The sequence below is a fragment of the Iodobacter sp. BJB302 genome (assembly GCF_002735645.1).
In the GTDB taxonomy this organism is placed as follows: domain Bacteria; phylum Pseudomonadota; class Gammaproteobacteria; order Burkholderiales; family Chitinibacteraceae; genus Iodobacter.
Window position 1 is genome coordinate 17,691 of record NZ_PDZG01000034.1, and the last position, 13,322, is coordinate 31,012.

A 13,322-nucleotide genomic window follows, 5' to 3' on the forward strand; every position below is an offset into this window, starting at 1 on the left:
ACAAAACACCACGTCATCTGCCTGATGTTGCCATCTCAACTTGCTTTCATCAAGATTAATTTTAAAGCGGGCATGTCAGGCTGTTTCCGGCCCTGTTTGTCATGATGCAACGCCGGGATTTCATAGATTGCGTTTATAATTCCGGGGCAGCTGACCAATAAGAGCGTAATGATGAGCAATGAACTAATCGTTGAAGATATTCAGCTGGGTGATGGCAAAGAAGCCGTAAGAGGCGCTTTGATTACCACGCAATATCGTGGTTTTTTGGAAGACGGCACGCAGTTTGATTCTTCCTATGACAGGGGTGTGCCGTTTAAATGTGTGATTGGCACCGGGCGCGTGATTAAGGGCTGGGATCAGGGCTTGATGGGTATGAAGGTGGGTGGCAAGCGTAAGCTTTGGGTGCCCGCGCATCTGGCCTATGGCGAGCGGCAAATCGGCGGGCATATCAAGCCAAATTCTAATTTGATTTTTGAATTGGAATTACTGGAAGTGCTGACGCGTGACGAATAGCGCAAATTAAAAAGCAGCCCCGCATGCGGCGGGGCTCAGGCGGATCTTATAAGGATTTGCCGTCGTAGTGATGTACAGGAATGGCGGCAAGATCGATGCCTTCCAGACAGCGCAAATTCACCGCCATCACGGTATTGCCCTCTGGGTCTTTGCCTTCGCCATAGGGGTGGATGCCGCAATTAGGGCAAAAATGGTGATTGATCAAATGCTTGTTGAATGTGTAAGTGCTGACCGCTTCTTTGGGCGTATGAAGGGTGAACTGATCGCCTGGCACAAACCATAATAAAGAGCCTTTGCGCGAGCAGATCGAGCAATTGCAAGCAAGAGCGCTGCCAATCTCACCTTCAGCACTGAACGCAATCTTGCCACAGTGACAACTGCCTTTATAAACCATGAAATTTCTCCTTTAGGTCTTTGGGTATAACGCTGGGGAAAATGAATTCAAAATAGCATGTGTTTTATGGATTGCGGATCTGTGCAGTATTGCCTGCCTGATGATTCAATTAAAGCTACTCCATCAGGGCGACGGATTTTATCTGCGCCCATACCTGCATGCCGGGGCGGATATTGAGCATGGTGGCCGATTTTTTGGTCAGCCTTGCCAGAATCATGGCATCGCCGACTTTTACCCTGACCAGCACGAGGCCTTGGTGCTCATCGCCGGCAAGGGCATCAACACAGCCAAGTAAAATATTCTGGATGCTGCTTTTGCCCGGCGGCTCAATGGCCAGGCTGACATCTCTGGCGAGTACCCGTACCCGCAGTTTACGCCCTACCGGCAGGCCCTGATCTCTGGCCCACAGGCTGCCGCCTGAAAAAGTGACTCTGGCTAAATGCCATTCCGCATCCAGCTCTGCCACGCAAACATCCAGAATGGCACCGGCATCTTCACCCAGGCGAATCGGCAGATCGAGACGGGTCAGCGTATCGGCCAGCGGGCCGGTTGCCAGTACTCGGCCGTTTTCCATCAGCACTAAATAATCGGCGAGCCTGGCAATTTCATCAGGGGCGTGGCTGATATACAGCACGGGGATGCGCAATTCTTCGTGCAGACGCTCCAGATAGGGCAGGATTTCTTGCTTGCGTTTTACATCAAGCGCGGCCAGTGGCTCGTCCATCAGCAAAATATCCGGGCTGAGCGCCAGGGCGCGCGCAATTCCAACCCTGCTGCGCTCGCCGCCAGACAGCCGCTCGGGTTTGCGCTCCAGCAGATGAGCAATACCCAGCAGCTCAATGGCTTGCTCTAAGCTGACCTGCTGCCTGGCAGGGATGCGCTTTAGCCCGTAGCGCAGATTGCCTGACACGCTGAGGTGCGCGAATAAGCTGGCTTCCTGAAACACATAACCCAGCGCGCGTTTGTGTGTGGCTAAAAAATGGTGTTCATCCTGCCAGACTTCACCATTTACGATCAACCGGCCCCTGGCGCGCTCCAGCCCTGCAATACAGCGCAGCAATGTGGTTTTGCCAGAGCCGGAAGAGCCGAACAGGGCGGTGATGCCATGGCTGGGCAAGTCTAAATCCACATCAAGCTGAAAGCCGGGCCAGTCCAGTTGAAAGCGTGCCTGAATACCTGTCATTTTGTGCTCCTGCCGGGCCGCCACAGATACATGGCCAGCAGCACAATAAAGGAGAACGCCAGCATCACGGCAGAAAGGCGGTGCGCCTGCAGATAATCCATCGCTTCTACATGATCATAAATCTGTACCGAAACCACGCGGCTGACGCCGGGGATATTGCCCCCTATCATCAGCACAACGCCAAACTCGCCCACCGTATGGGCAAAAGTCAGGATCGATGCCGTTATAAAGCCGGGCAGGGATAAGGGAACGGCAACGGTAAAGAAAGCATCCAGCGGAGATGCCCGTAAAGTCGCCGCGACTTCCATCGGGCGCTCTCCCACTGCTTCAAAAGCGGTTTGCAGCGGCTGCACCATAAAAGGCAGCGAGTAAAACACTGAAGCAATGACCAGCCCCCAGAAGGTAAACGGCAGCAGCCCAAGCCCCAGCGCCTGAGTCAGCTGCCCGACAGGCCCCTGCGGCCCCATCGCCAGCAGCAAATAAAAGCCCAGCACCGATGGCGGTAAAACCAGCGGCAGCGCCACCACGGCAGCCACCGGCCCTTTCCACCATTTCTTGCTGCGCGCCAGCCACCATGCGATGGGCGTGCCAACAATCAGCAGAATGAGGGTCACGATGCTTGCCAGCTTCAGCGTCAGCCAGATGGCTTGCAAATCATTCTCAGCTAAAAGCATTCATCTTTTCTCGATCTGCTTAGGGATAGTTGTCACAGGGCAGGTGATGCCTGGCGCAATAAGGCTGAATATCAAATCGTATATCCAGAAGCATTAATGATTGCTTTTGCCGGGGCGGATTGTAAAAATTTAAGCAGTGCTTCAGCCGCAGGCTTGCCTTTTCCCTTGTTTAGTAAGACCGCATCTTGCCGAATTTCTGAGTATAAAGACGGCGGCACGATCCATGCAGATCCACTTTTAAGCTTGCCTGCTTCAAACGCTTGTGACATTGCAATAAAGCCCAGCCCGGCATTGCCAGTAGCAATAAACTGATGGGTTTGAGCGATGTTTTCGCCCGTTACCAATTTAGGTGTTAAAAGTTCAAACAGCCCGAGCGCTTTTAAGGTTTCGCTCGCGGCTAATCCATAGGGGGCAAGCTTGGGATTGGCAATGGCGAGGTGAGCAAAACCGCCTTTTTTCAGAACCTCACCCTTATCGTCAACATAATTGGCTTTTTCGCTCCACAGCACTAATTTGCCAATGGCGTAGGTGAAACGATTTGTGGCTAAGCCTTCTTTTTCCAGTCTGGCTGGGGTTTCATCATCGGCAGCCAGTAGAATCTCAAAAGGCGCACCATTTTTGATCTGCGCATAAAATTTGCCTGTTGCCCCGCTGGAAAGCAGCAGTTTGTGGCCGCTGCTTTGCTCAAACAGCGCGGCAATTTTTTGCATTGGCCCTGCAAAATTAGCTGCAACCGCTACTTGAACTTCATCGGCACAGGCCGGGATAGAAATGCAGATCATGGCGGCTGCAATAAAGTGTTTGGCAGTCATTGATGCTCCAATTAAATAAGTTGGCCAATTCGGAGGGGTAAGCTCAGCTTGCTAACGGATAGCTTAAAGCTTTTCGCTGCGGGTGTGTTGGTGCGAAAGGGGTAGGCCGCGTAAAGGCTTACTCTTCTGTAATAAAATCCCTTATTCTTGCAAACGCTGCCTCCGGATTATCCCGCCATGCGCCGTGGCCACAGCCTGCAAATTGCGTAAATTGCATCCACTCCTCAGGCAGTGCCCGGGCAATATCTTTCGCGTCTTCCAGAGGGCAGACAGGATCCAGCTCTCCGGCCAGGACGAGTACCGGGCATTGTGCTTTTGCAAGACCCGGTAATAAGTTCATGGTTTGCTGCTCCGTGCCTGCCCAGGTAAGTAAAATTTCGTGATTGGGAAGGCTGCGTCCTGAAGTTGCTTTCTTTGTGGAATAAAGTGGTTTGCAGATTTGCTGGTAGGGCCGCAGTGTCGCTTCGCAAGGGTTGCTCCAAAATTGCAAAGCGGCCTCTCTTGCCGCCGGGCCACCTAATTGGGCAAACATGGCAAGCTTACGCTCCAGATTAAGCGCAGCCGAGGTGCTGGATAAAATCACTTTGCCGGGGTGTTCCGGGTATCTCGCTAAATAATGCTGAGCCACAAAGCCACCAAAAGATTGCCCTAGCACGATGGGTTTGCTGATGCCCAGTGCGGCGCAGAGCGCCACCAAATCATCTGCAAAGTGATCCAGCGTCAGCTCTGCCACCGGGCGCGGATTGCTGCGGCCATGGCCACGGTGGTCGTAATAAATAATCTGTGCAATATCGCTAAGCTGGCTGAATGCTGGTTTAAAGCCGGTGTGATCGTAGCCGGGGCCGCCATGCAGCAGGATCAGCGTTGGTTTTTCGCGCATTTGCATGCCATCAGCAACCAGGCTTAAGCCCTCGGTATCTACAAATAATTGCACATCGTGGCTGAGGGCTATTTTCATTGGGGGCCTAATTTAAGGCGATCATGCCAATCACTGACTAAAAGCCCATACAAGGCCGTATCGGATACCACGCCATCTACAATCCAGCGTTCACGCAAATAGCCTTCGCGGCTAAAGCCCAGGCGTTCCAGGCTTTTTGCTGAAGCCATATTTCTGGGGTCGATATCTGCTTCTACGCGGTTTAAATTTAATTGAGTAAAGCCAAAATCAAGCAATGCACTCAGCGCTTCATGCATATAGCCCTTACCCCATGCTGAATGGGCCATGCCATAGCCAATTTCTGCACGGCGGCATTGTTTATCCAGATCAAACAGCGTGCAGTTACCAATTAAAACACGGTCTTCTTCGCGCTCAATTCCCAGACGAATATAGTCTCCCGCGGCCATGGCTTTTAAATCGCGGGCAATCAGCGCTTCTGCAATTTCAATAGAATCCCATGGGGGTGTGCTCCAGTATTGCATTACTTTTTCATCAGAAAAAATAGCCAGCAATGCAGCCGCATCCGTTTCTTGTAGTGGCCGCAATATTAAGCGGCTGGTCTGCAATTTAACTTTTTCAAAAGTGGTCATTTGTGCAATCTTTAAAATATTAAAGGCCTGATATGGGCGAAAGGCCCCTGGCAAGGAGCAATGATGGATATATAAACAGCGAGGCAGAGATTCAGCGTTTAATTGCCAGCACTAACACACCCGCAGCAACCAAAGCGATGCCCAGCCACTCTCTTGGGGAAGGGCGCTCACCTAAAAATGCAAAAGCAAAAACGGCAACTAAAACAAGACTGAATTTATCAACAGGCGCCACTTTTGATGCGTCGCCAATTTGTAAAGCCCTGAAATAGCAAAGCCAGGATATACCTGTGGCCAATGCAGAGAGTGTTAGAAATATCCAGGTTTTAGCAGTCAGTGCGAATGGATTGCTCCATTTTCCTGTAAATCCAATAAATCCCGTGAGCACAAAGACAATAATCACCGTTCGCAACAGGGTGGCAAAATCAGAATCGACACCTTTAATACCTATTTTTGCAAAGATGGCAGTCAGTGCCGCAAAAATAGCCGACAGTATTGCCCAAAAAAACCACGGATTACTCATTGGCGATTACACCTTAAAACAGGTGATACAAACAGATTTAAAGGCATACCTGCATGAATGAAAGCTTATTACAATTTTATGGTGGGAATGCCTTTTGTACTAAAAATTTATTCTGCCTTTGGTGCGCAGGAAGGTATCTTATCATTGGCTGTTAAAGCATTCAGCTGTTTCCAGCTGGCTCTTGGGCAAGCTGCTGGTTTTTTATCGGGCATGCACAAAATGTAATAGCTTTCGACGGCCTTATCTTTTAAGCATTTTTTAAAGTCTTTAATTTCAAGATACTTCGGAGGCAGGGCGGCAGCGCCGTTTACTGCAGTGCCAGCCGTTGTTGCAAGCAAAACAATTGTACTGATCTTACAGATATTTTTTCGCATATCATGGCCTGTATAAAATGAACAATGATGTTGTAATTTATAAACGAACTGCGGAGCATATATAGGGTACAGGCAAACAAACAAAGTGGCGTACTCAAAAGGGTTTGATTCGTTTATTTTGCATTTAAATAACTTGCCTTCGGCAGATTGCTTTGATGCAGAGGATGTCACTTATGTCCAGCGCATCACTGCCATGATGATCTGAGTCTGCCTTGAATAGCCATGGTACAAGTATCCGCTGCTTAATCCATCATCAACTTGCCTTTTGCATACCCGGTGGAGTTATAGTTTATTTTCAAATCATTCAGAAGAAAATCGATTGAGTTAAAAAGATCAATTTTTATGGCTGCGGGCGTTTGGGCTTCTTTTATGGTCAATATTGTTTTTTTACTCCAGCGCTCAAGCATATTATTGATGGATGCACCTTGCCTTACGGATAGCTCAATACTCAATACATTGCTTTTTTTACTTCTTATATCGATTCTCAGGGCATCTTCTGAGTCTTCATACACGGCGCCAGGATTGATTGCCTGAATGGTATATTTCTTCAGCGCGCTGTTTGAGTATTCTTCCAGTGCTTTTGCAGTTATTTCGTATTTTTTTAACAGTTTTTGTGCGGATGGGGATGTGTAAGAATAAGCTAAAAGTGCATTATTAGTTGTTTCAGCATAAATTGTGCTTGAAAAAATAAACACTATAAGACAGATCAAAATCTTCAAGGCAGTCTCCTTTGTTTTAAATATTGCAGGGTTTATGTATGGCGATTAGACCTGTGCTATCTCCCTCGTCCATCAGTGATATGCCATGCAAAGCAGCGCGCTAATTTTGGGGGTATGCCCGGCGCATCTTCTTTCAGCCATTTTTCAACGGCAGGCCCTTCGCCATCGGCGGCCGATCCGGCCCAATAAGTCAGATACCCGCTGCTTTTATCAGGCGCAGCGTTATAAACCAAATAGGGCTCATCGGTTACACGGGTGCTGATATAAATAATGTACCATTGCTTATAATGAATCACTTCAAAAATATCAGTGCTATCTGTAATTAAGGTCTGATTAAGTGAAGGCCCTAATTCCCGGTTGAGATGCACATTAATGGCTTTGGCAAATATGGTTTTCTTTTTTTCTGAAACAGGCCGTATCATTTTTTCGCAAGGGTTTGCAAATGCAGAAAAAGAAACGCAGTAAAAAATAGCAGCGATGAAACATATTCTCAAATTTTTTACTCTGTTTGCCATTGCCTCTGTTGAATATTCAGCCATGGGCAGGCTCTTTATTTCGCCAGTCATTTTTATTCATGGCCAGTACAATAGTATTCCATGAGGCCCCTTTGAAAAACCGATCATTGATGCGCTCGGCTTCAATATGCATGCCCAGTGATTTACAAAGATTGACCGCGGCTTTATTGCCTGCGATTGTTTCAGCATAAATACGCTGAACTTTTAATACGCTGAATCCAAAATCAATGATCGCCTGCGCGGCTTGTCTGTCTGCACCTGTACCGTGCCAGCGCCTTCCTAATTCGCAGCCAACAGAGGCATTGGCCGTATCTTCAAGACGAATACCACAAGAGCCCATTAATTCGCCGGTGAGGGAAACAACAGCCAGTTGAAACTTTCGCCTTGGCTGCTCTTTTGATTGCTGAATAAATAAATCCAGTAAAAATTCGGATTTTTCAGCTGAGAAATCTTCCTCGCTATAAAAACGCTGAAATTTTTCATCATTACGCAGTTTCTTATATTCATTTAAGTCTGCGGGCGTGAAATCTCTCAGTAATAGCATTGGGGTTGAAATGGGCAGCATGACTTAATTCCATCCGTAAAAAAATGCGTAATAAGCCGAATTTTAAAGCAATGTTTCAGTTTAAAAGCTCAGCCTGAATAGCAGCGCCTCCTGATTATCCGCCTCCGGGCCTGCATTAAATTGCCGCAAAAGAATAGCCCCCGCTTTTTCTGCAGCGCGGCGCGAAGAGATATTATCAATACCCATGGCGATATCTATCCAGCTCAAACCGTGGCTTTGTGCCAAAGGGCAAAGTTGCATAATGGCTTGCGCGGCGTAGTTTTTTCCGCGCTTCCACGGAACCACCGCATAGCCAAGGTGCCCCAAGCAATAAGCAGGCAATTCTGAAGTCCCTTTTTGCCAGCGCAGGCTTATATTGCCTGCAAACTTGCCATCGGAAATCCAATATCTGGCTCTGGGTAGCCGGGGCACCGTGCTGCCGTCATTTAAAACCACCGGCGGGCCGCGCCCCTCTAAATCTGTTAAAGAAGCCAGAAACTTGTCTGCATTTTGCGCAATGCGGGCCAGTTGGGCTGACGCACCTTCGGGATCTTGATCGCTGTCTCTGGTCCAGCTTCGTTCGAGCGCTGCGACATAGCTGGGCAAAAGAGCCAGGTTGGGTAAGGTGAGTGTGATGGGCATATATTAATCTGGCCTTGGTGATAAACTTGCTATTCGGGGTGGTGTATAGTTTATTTATTCATCCGGAAGGCCATCCCATCCTCTGCGATCCCACGCGGCAGTGACTCTGGACCATATTTCATCAGGGGTTGATCCTTGCCAGACGCCTCCTAATAAACTGGCAAATAGAGGATTTGTTTTTGCTTCCTGCTCTATTTTTTCAATCATCGATTCGCCAAAATTTTCGATTAAATCCTCAAGCGGGCCCGCAGATAAATTCGCCATAATCTTATTGCTGCTGTCTTCCCTTAAAGTGGCGAGAATAAAAGCAAAAGTGTGTTCGGGATTTTTCTGGGAAAAGAAAAACACCTCTTCCCATGCCCACCATAACTGATCTGCAATCTCTGATTCTGCACCTGCATGCTGTATTTTTATCCAGGCAGAAATTAATTCGGGTGAAATCACTGGGGGCTGATTCATAGTGCCAACTTTTAAAAGGGTTGCTCATCATAAAGCAATAGTGCGATTTGCTTGTAGTCTGATAGATTTGCTATTGCCGCAAATAATGTAAAACATTGTAATGCAGCCGAGGGCAATTAATGATTCTTTATGCTAAAGACTGGCATGAGTGTTGCTGATAAAGTATATGTAAACTTTTTAAAAAGTTGTATTCTGATTTATTTAAGGACTATTCATGCGCCAACGCCTTAACCTGATTTTGCTTGGGGTAAACGATATTGAAAAAGCCACGGCTTTTTACGAAGCACTGGGCTGGCCTAAAGCAGCATCGAGCCATGCCGGATTTGTGAAATTTGATTTGGGCGGCATTGTGATGGCGATTCAATCCCGTGAGGCATTTGCCAAAGACGCCAACTTTGCTACGGCAGAAGGGAGCGGTTTTTCAGGCGTGGCATTGGCCTATATCGCCCGCAGCCCGGAAGAAGTGCCGCGAATTTTAGATAAAGCCGCCAGGCTAGGTGCAACAATCACAAAACCAGCCACAAAAAACGCATGGGGTATAGCAGGCTATTTCCGAGATTCAGATGGTCATTTATTTGAAGTGATTTATGAAGATGGCTGGGTTTTTGATGAGTTTGATGATTTGGTTGTTTGATAAAAAGTATTGATCTTTGAAATTGAATTTGTTTCTGTAATTATTTAGCCTCTCCCTTCGCCGCCAACAACAAGGGCAAGATAAAAAGGGAACAAGCACATGCAATTCATCGTGCTTGAAAAAGTGGATTGGGTGCATAGCTGTAATTCAAGGCAATATGCATGAGTGATCATGGCTAAAAGAATAAGCCCAAGTGTTAAGCCGAATGCGATAACAGCAGCGGCCAGCAGGAGAACAAAAAATGATTGAAAATCCTTATTGCGTAAGGAGTACCAGCTAAGGGGGATTCCAATTATGGGAATAAACCAAGCAATAATGATGTCCATTTAATTCTCTGTGATTGTAAATGCTTGTTGCCTCAATTGTTTAGTGTATATCTAAAACAAAACCCCGCATAAGCTATTAACTTACGCGGGGTTTTGTTTGTTCAGGCAAAAAGCTAAAACTTACTCAGGGCGCATTTGCGGGAAGAGGATGACGTCGCGAATGCTTGGTGAGTCTGTCAGCAGCATCACTAAGCGATCAATACCAATACCACAGCCGCCGGTTGGTGGCATGCCGGATTCCAGTGCGCGGATGTAGTCTGCATCGAAATGCATGGCTTCATCGTCACCTGCGTCTTTTTGCTCGACTTGGGCCATAAAGCGTTCGGCCTGATCTTCCGGATCGTTCAGCTCGGAGTAACCATTGGCGTGTTCACGGCCAACCATAAACAGCTCGAAGCGTTCGGTAATACCGGGCTTGCTGTCGTTGGCGCGGGCCAGCGGGGAGACTTCGGCCGGGTAGTCGATGATGAAGGTCGGCTCCCACAACTTGGCTTCGGTGTTTTCTTCAAACAGCGCCAGTTGCAATGCGCCAACGCCTGCGTTTGGCATTGGTTTGCCGCCTAAACGCACCACTTCTGCAGCCAGGAAGGCTTGATCGTTCAGTTGCTCGTCGGTGTATTCCGGGTTGTAAGCTTTGATCGAGCCTGCGATGGTGTAGCGGGCAAAAGGCTTGGATAAATCGACTTCTTTGCCTTGATAGGTAATAACGGTGCTGCCCGTAGCCAGCAGGGCACAAGCGCGGATAATGCCTTCAGACATTTCCATCATGCGCTGGTAGTCGGCATACGCTTCGTAGAATTCGATCATGGTGAATTCTGGATTGTGGCGTGTGCTCATGCCTTCATTGCGGAAGGAGCGGTTAATTTCAAATACGCGCTCAAGGCCGCCAACGATCAGGCGTTTGAGGTAAAGCTCAGGCGCAATACGCAGGTAAAGTGGCATATCCAGCGCATTGTGGTGCGTTACAAATGGCTTGGCTGTTGCGCCGCCAGGGATGCCGTGCATCATTGGGGTTTCAACTTCCAGGTAGTTTTCGCCCACCATGTAATCGCGGATGCACTGCACGATTTTAGAGCGCTTGATAAAGGTGGCGCGGCTTAAATCGTTAGTGATTAAATCCAGATGGCGCTGACGGTAAATTTGTTCCTGGTCTGCAAGGCCATGGTGTTTATCCGGAAGAGGGCGCAGGGATTTAGTCAGTAAACGCAATTCTGTGACTTGGATCGAAAGCTCGCCGGTATTGGTTTTCATCAGCAGGCCACGGGCAGCAATGATATCGCCCATATCCCATGACTTGAAGCTGTCGTAAACGTCTTCGCCCACTTTGTCTTTGCTGATGAAAAACTGAATACGGCCGGAAGAGTCTTGCACAGTGGCAAAGCTGGCCTTGCCCATTACGCGTTTAAGCATCATGCGGCCAGCAACGGCTACGCTGACTTGCGCTGCTTCCATGTCGGCTTTTTCAAACTCGCCATACTTGGCTTGCAAATCGCCAGCCATGTTTTCCCGTTTAAAATCATTCGGGTAAGCCACGCCGGCAGCGCGCAGGGCAGTCAGCTTAGCGCGGCGTTCTGCGATAATCTGGTTTTCATCTTGCTGGATAATTTGTTCTTCAGCCATTTTTATATAAACCCAAATCTTGAACCACAGAGGGCACAGAGAACACGGAGGTTCACGGAGGAAACCCTTAAAGCACAATGCGTTTAATGCCGTGCTTTAATAATGTGGTATTGAAGTTAATCAACAAGCCAACCTTATGGCCACTTAGTCTTAAATAAGTCAATAATTGCGCTTCATGTATCGCTAACAAATGATCGCAACTTTTTAATTCAACAATAACTTGCCCGCCAATCAGCAGATCAAGCCGAAATGCATGCTCGACAATGGTGTTTTTGTAGTGGATTTTACAATCCACTTGTCGTTCCGCCGTCAGCCCGCGCAGAAATAGCTCATGGATTAAACATGTTTCATAGGCTGATTCAAGCAAGCCTGGCCCAAGATGGCGATGCACTTCAATGGCAGCTCCCAAAATATCGTCGGTTAACTCGCTCAATTGCATCAGAAACCTCTATGAAATGTGCCTTACAGCTTCTTGAGTATTTACATGTTGCGACGAGCCTTGGGGAGCGGTGTTAGGCAACAAAAAACGAAGAGCTGGCTTTAAATAAACCCTCACGATTCTCTCCGTGAAACTCTGTGTTCTCTGTGCCCTCCGTGGTTCAAGATTTGGGTTTTAGAAAATTAAACCCCGTGTTTCAGGCTGGCGGCGATGAAGCCTTCCAGGTCGCCGTCCATTACGCCCTTGATATTGCCAACTTCATAGCTGGTACGCAGGTCTTTGATGCGGCTTTGGTCGAACACATAAGAGCGAATCTGATGGCCCCAGCCGATGTCGGATTTGGTGGCTTCCAGTGATTGCTGCGCTTCCATGCGTTTACGCAGCTCCAGCTCATACAATTTGGCGCGCAGCATTTTCCATGCTTCGTCACGGTTTTTGTGCTGGGAGCGATCATTCTGGCATTGCACCACGGTATTGGTCGGGATGTGTGTCAGGCGAACCGCAGAATCGGTTTTATTAATGTGCTGACCACCTGCGCCCGAAGCACGGTAGGTATCGGTACGCACATCGGCAGGATTGATTTCAATCTCGAAACTCTCGTCCACTTCCGGGTAAACGAATACCGAAGCAAACGAGGTATGGCGGCGATTGTTTGAGTCGTACGGCGAGCAGCGAACCAGGCGGTGTACGCCGGTTTCAGTGCGCAAAAAACCGTAAGCGTAGTCGCCGGTCAGTTTGATCGTTGCCTGACTGATACCCACGATATCGCCGTCTGATTGCTCCATGACTTCAACGGTAAAGCCTTTACGCTCACCGTAGCGCACGTACATACGCAGCAACATGCCTGCCCAGTCTTGCGCCTCAGTGCCGCCTGCGCCCGATTGAATATCAATAAAGCAGGGCATAGGGTCCATCGGGTGATTAAACATCCGGCGGAATTCAAGCTCTTCAACACGGGCAGAAATGGCATCCACATCGTCCGATACGGCTTGCAGGGTGTCGAAGTCGCCTTCTTCCTTGCCCATATCGAATAAATCTTTGGCGTCACCAAGGCCTGCCAGAACTTCATCCAGCACCACAACCACGCCTTCAAGCGCTTTTCGTTCGCGGCCTAATTCCTGCGCTTTTTTCTGATCGTTCCAGATATCCGGGTCTTCCATCAGGCGCACAACTTCTTCAAGCCGATCGCTTTTGCCGGGATAATCTAAGTATTTGCGTAGTTCTTCGCTGCGAGAAACCAGGTCTGCAACCCGGTTCTCGATCTGATTAAGCTGTTCTGCTTCCATGCCTGTGGCTTTGTCCCATTAAGACGGCTTGCAGCCTGTCGGTCTTATGCCAGGCAGGCTGCAAGCACTAAAGCGCGAAATTATACCGTGAGAGTGGCTCTCAGTGGGAGTATCAGATTGAAAATTGCTAAAAGTACATTT

General features: G+C 48.4%; 19 protein-coding genes. 2 read left to right on the forward strand and 17 right to left on the reverse strand.

The window, feature by feature from the left end; all coding sequences use genetic code 11:
• Positions 1-171 precede the first annotated feature (171 nt).
• Positions 172-513: an FKBP-type peptidyl-prolyl cis-trans isomerase gene (locus tag CSQ88_RS12175; protein ID WP_099398368.1), complete on the forward strand. Its 342-nt coding sequence runs from the start codon at positions 172-174 to the stop codon at positions 511-513.
• 46 nt (positions 514-559) lie between these two features.
• On the opposite strand, the gene CSQ88_RS12180 is transcribed toward CSQ88_RS12175, so the two are convergent.
• The 13 genes from CSQ88_RS12180 to CSQ88_RS12235 form a co-directional block, all read right to left on the reverse strand.
• Positions 560-907 (reverse strand): GFA family protein, encoded by a 348-nt coding sequence (locus tag CSQ88_RS12180; RefSeq protein WP_099398369.1) that lies wholly within the window; start codon positions 905-907, stop codon positions 560-562.
• A gap of 115 nt (positions 908-1,022) precedes the next feature.
• Complete coding sequence (gene modC, locus CSQ88_RS12185) at positions 1,023-2,090, reverse strand: molybdenum ABC transporter ATP-binding protein (RefSeq protein ID WP_099398370.1); 1,068 nt, start codon at positions 2,088-2,090, stop codon at positions 1,023-1,025.
• Complete coding sequence (gene modB, locus CSQ88_RS12190; RefSeq protein WP_099398371.1) at positions 2,087-2,764, reverse strand: molybdate ABC transporter permease subunit; 678 nt, start codon at positions 2,762-2,764, stop codon at positions 2,087-2,089. The genes modC and modB overlap by 4 nt, the downstream gene beginning before the upstream one ends.
• Before the next feature lie 71 nt (positions 2,765-2,835).
• Entirely contained in the window at positions 2,836-3,576 is a 741-nt protein-coding gene (gene modA, locus CSQ88_RS12195) for a molybdate ABC transporter substrate-binding protein (RefSeq protein WP_099398372.1), read from the reverse strand.
• A gap of 118 nt (positions 3,577-3,694) precedes the next feature.
• On the reverse strand, positions 3,695-4,534 hold the full coding sequence (locus CSQ88_RS12200; RefSeq protein WP_099398373.1) for an alpha/beta fold hydrolase: 840 nt from the start codon (positions 4,532-4,534) through the stop codon (positions 3,695-3,697).
• Complete coding sequence (locus CSQ88_RS12205; RefSeq protein WP_099398374.1) at positions 4,531-5,103, reverse strand: GNAT family N-acetyltransferase; 573 nt, start codon at positions 5,101-5,103, stop codon at positions 4,531-4,533. Before CSQ88_RS12205 ends, CSQ88_RS12200 begins: the two co-directional genes overlap by 4 nt.
• Positions 5,104-5,194: 91 nt before the next feature.
• Complete coding sequence (locus CSQ88_RS12210) at positions 5,195-5,623, reverse strand: EamA family transporter (protein WP_099398375.1); 429 nt, start codon at positions 5,621-5,623, stop codon at positions 5,195-5,197.
• Between the two features lie 107 nt (positions 5,624-5,730).
• A complete protein-coding gene (locus CSQ88_RS22790) occupies positions 5,731-6,168 on the reverse strand; it encodes a hypothetical protein (protein ID WP_143449472.1) in 438 nt (145 codons plus the stop codon).
• Positions 6,169-6,239: 71 nt separating this feature from the next.
• Positions 6,240-6,716: a hypothetical protein gene (locus tag CSQ88_RS12215; protein WP_143449473.1), complete on the reverse strand. Its 477-nt coding sequence runs from the start codon at positions 6,714-6,716 to the stop codon at positions 6,240-6,242.
• Positions 6,717-6,772: 56 nt separating this feature from the next.
• Positions 6,773-7,138 carry a hypothetical protein gene (locus CSQ88_RS12220; RefSeq protein WP_143449474.1) on the reverse strand — a complete coding sequence of 122 codons (366 nt, stop codon included), beginning with the start codon at positions 7,136-7,138 and terminating at the stop codon, positions 6,773-6,775.
• Positions 7,139-7,247: 109 nt separating this feature from the next.
• Positions 7,248-7,796, reverse strand: coding sequence for a GNAT family N-acetyltransferase (locus CSQ88_RS12225; RefSeq protein ID WP_099398378.1), 549 nt, complete (start codon positions 7,794-7,796; stop codon positions 7,248-7,250).
• A gap of 60 nt (positions 7,797-7,856) precedes the next feature.
• Positions 7,857-8,417: a GNAT family N-acetyltransferase gene (locus CSQ88_RS12230; RefSeq protein WP_099398379.1), complete on the reverse strand. Its 561-nt coding sequence runs from the start codon at positions 8,415-8,417 to the stop codon at positions 7,857-7,859.
• 54 nt (positions 8,418-8,471) lie between these two features.
• A complete protein-coding gene (locus CSQ88_RS12235; RefSeq protein ID WP_099398380.1) occupies positions 8,472-8,876 on the reverse strand; it encodes a DUF6869 domain-containing protein in 405 nt (134 codons plus the stop codon).
• 214 nt (positions 8,877-9,090) lie between these two features.
• On the opposite strand from CSQ88_RS12235, the gene CSQ88_RS12240 reads away from it, so the two are divergent.
• Complete coding sequence (locus CSQ88_RS12240) at positions 9,091-9,510, forward strand: VOC family protein (RefSeq protein ID WP_099398381.1); 420 nt, start codon at positions 9,091-9,093, stop codon at positions 9,508-9,510.
• A gap of 44 nt (positions 9,511-9,554) precedes the next feature.
• Here CSQ88_RS12240 and CSQ88_RS12245 read toward each other — a convergent pair whose 3' ends face one another.
• From CSQ88_RS12245 to prfB, 4 genes are all read right to left on the reverse strand, one after another.
• Positions 9,555-9,836, reverse strand: a complete 282-nt coding sequence (locus CSQ88_RS12245; RefSeq protein ID WP_099398382.1) for a hypothetical protein — start codon at positions 9,834-9,836, stop codon at positions 9,555-9,557.
• A 120-nt stretch (positions 9,837-9,956) separates the two neighbouring features.
• Positions 9,957-11,456 (reverse strand): lysine--tRNA ligase, encoded by a 1,500-nt coding sequence (gene lysS, locus CSQ88_RS12250; RefSeq protein WP_099398383.1) that lies wholly within the window; start codon positions 11,454-11,456, stop codon positions 9,957-9,959.
• A gap of 67 nt (positions 11,457-11,523) precedes the next feature.
• Positions 11,524-11,895 carry a GxxExxY protein gene (locus CSQ88_RS12255; protein WP_099398384.1) on the reverse strand — a complete coding sequence of 124 codons (372 nt, stop codon included), beginning with the start codon at positions 11,893-11,895 and terminating at the stop codon, positions 11,524-11,526.
• A 182-nt stretch (positions 11,896-12,077) separates the two neighbouring features.
• Complete coding sequence (gene prfB / locus CSQ88_RS12260; RefSeq protein WP_099398385.1) at positions 12,078-13,181, reverse strand: peptide chain release factor 2; 1,104 nt, start codon at positions 13,179-13,181, stop codon at positions 12,078-12,080.
• Positions 13,182-13,322 lie beyond the last annotated feature (141 nt).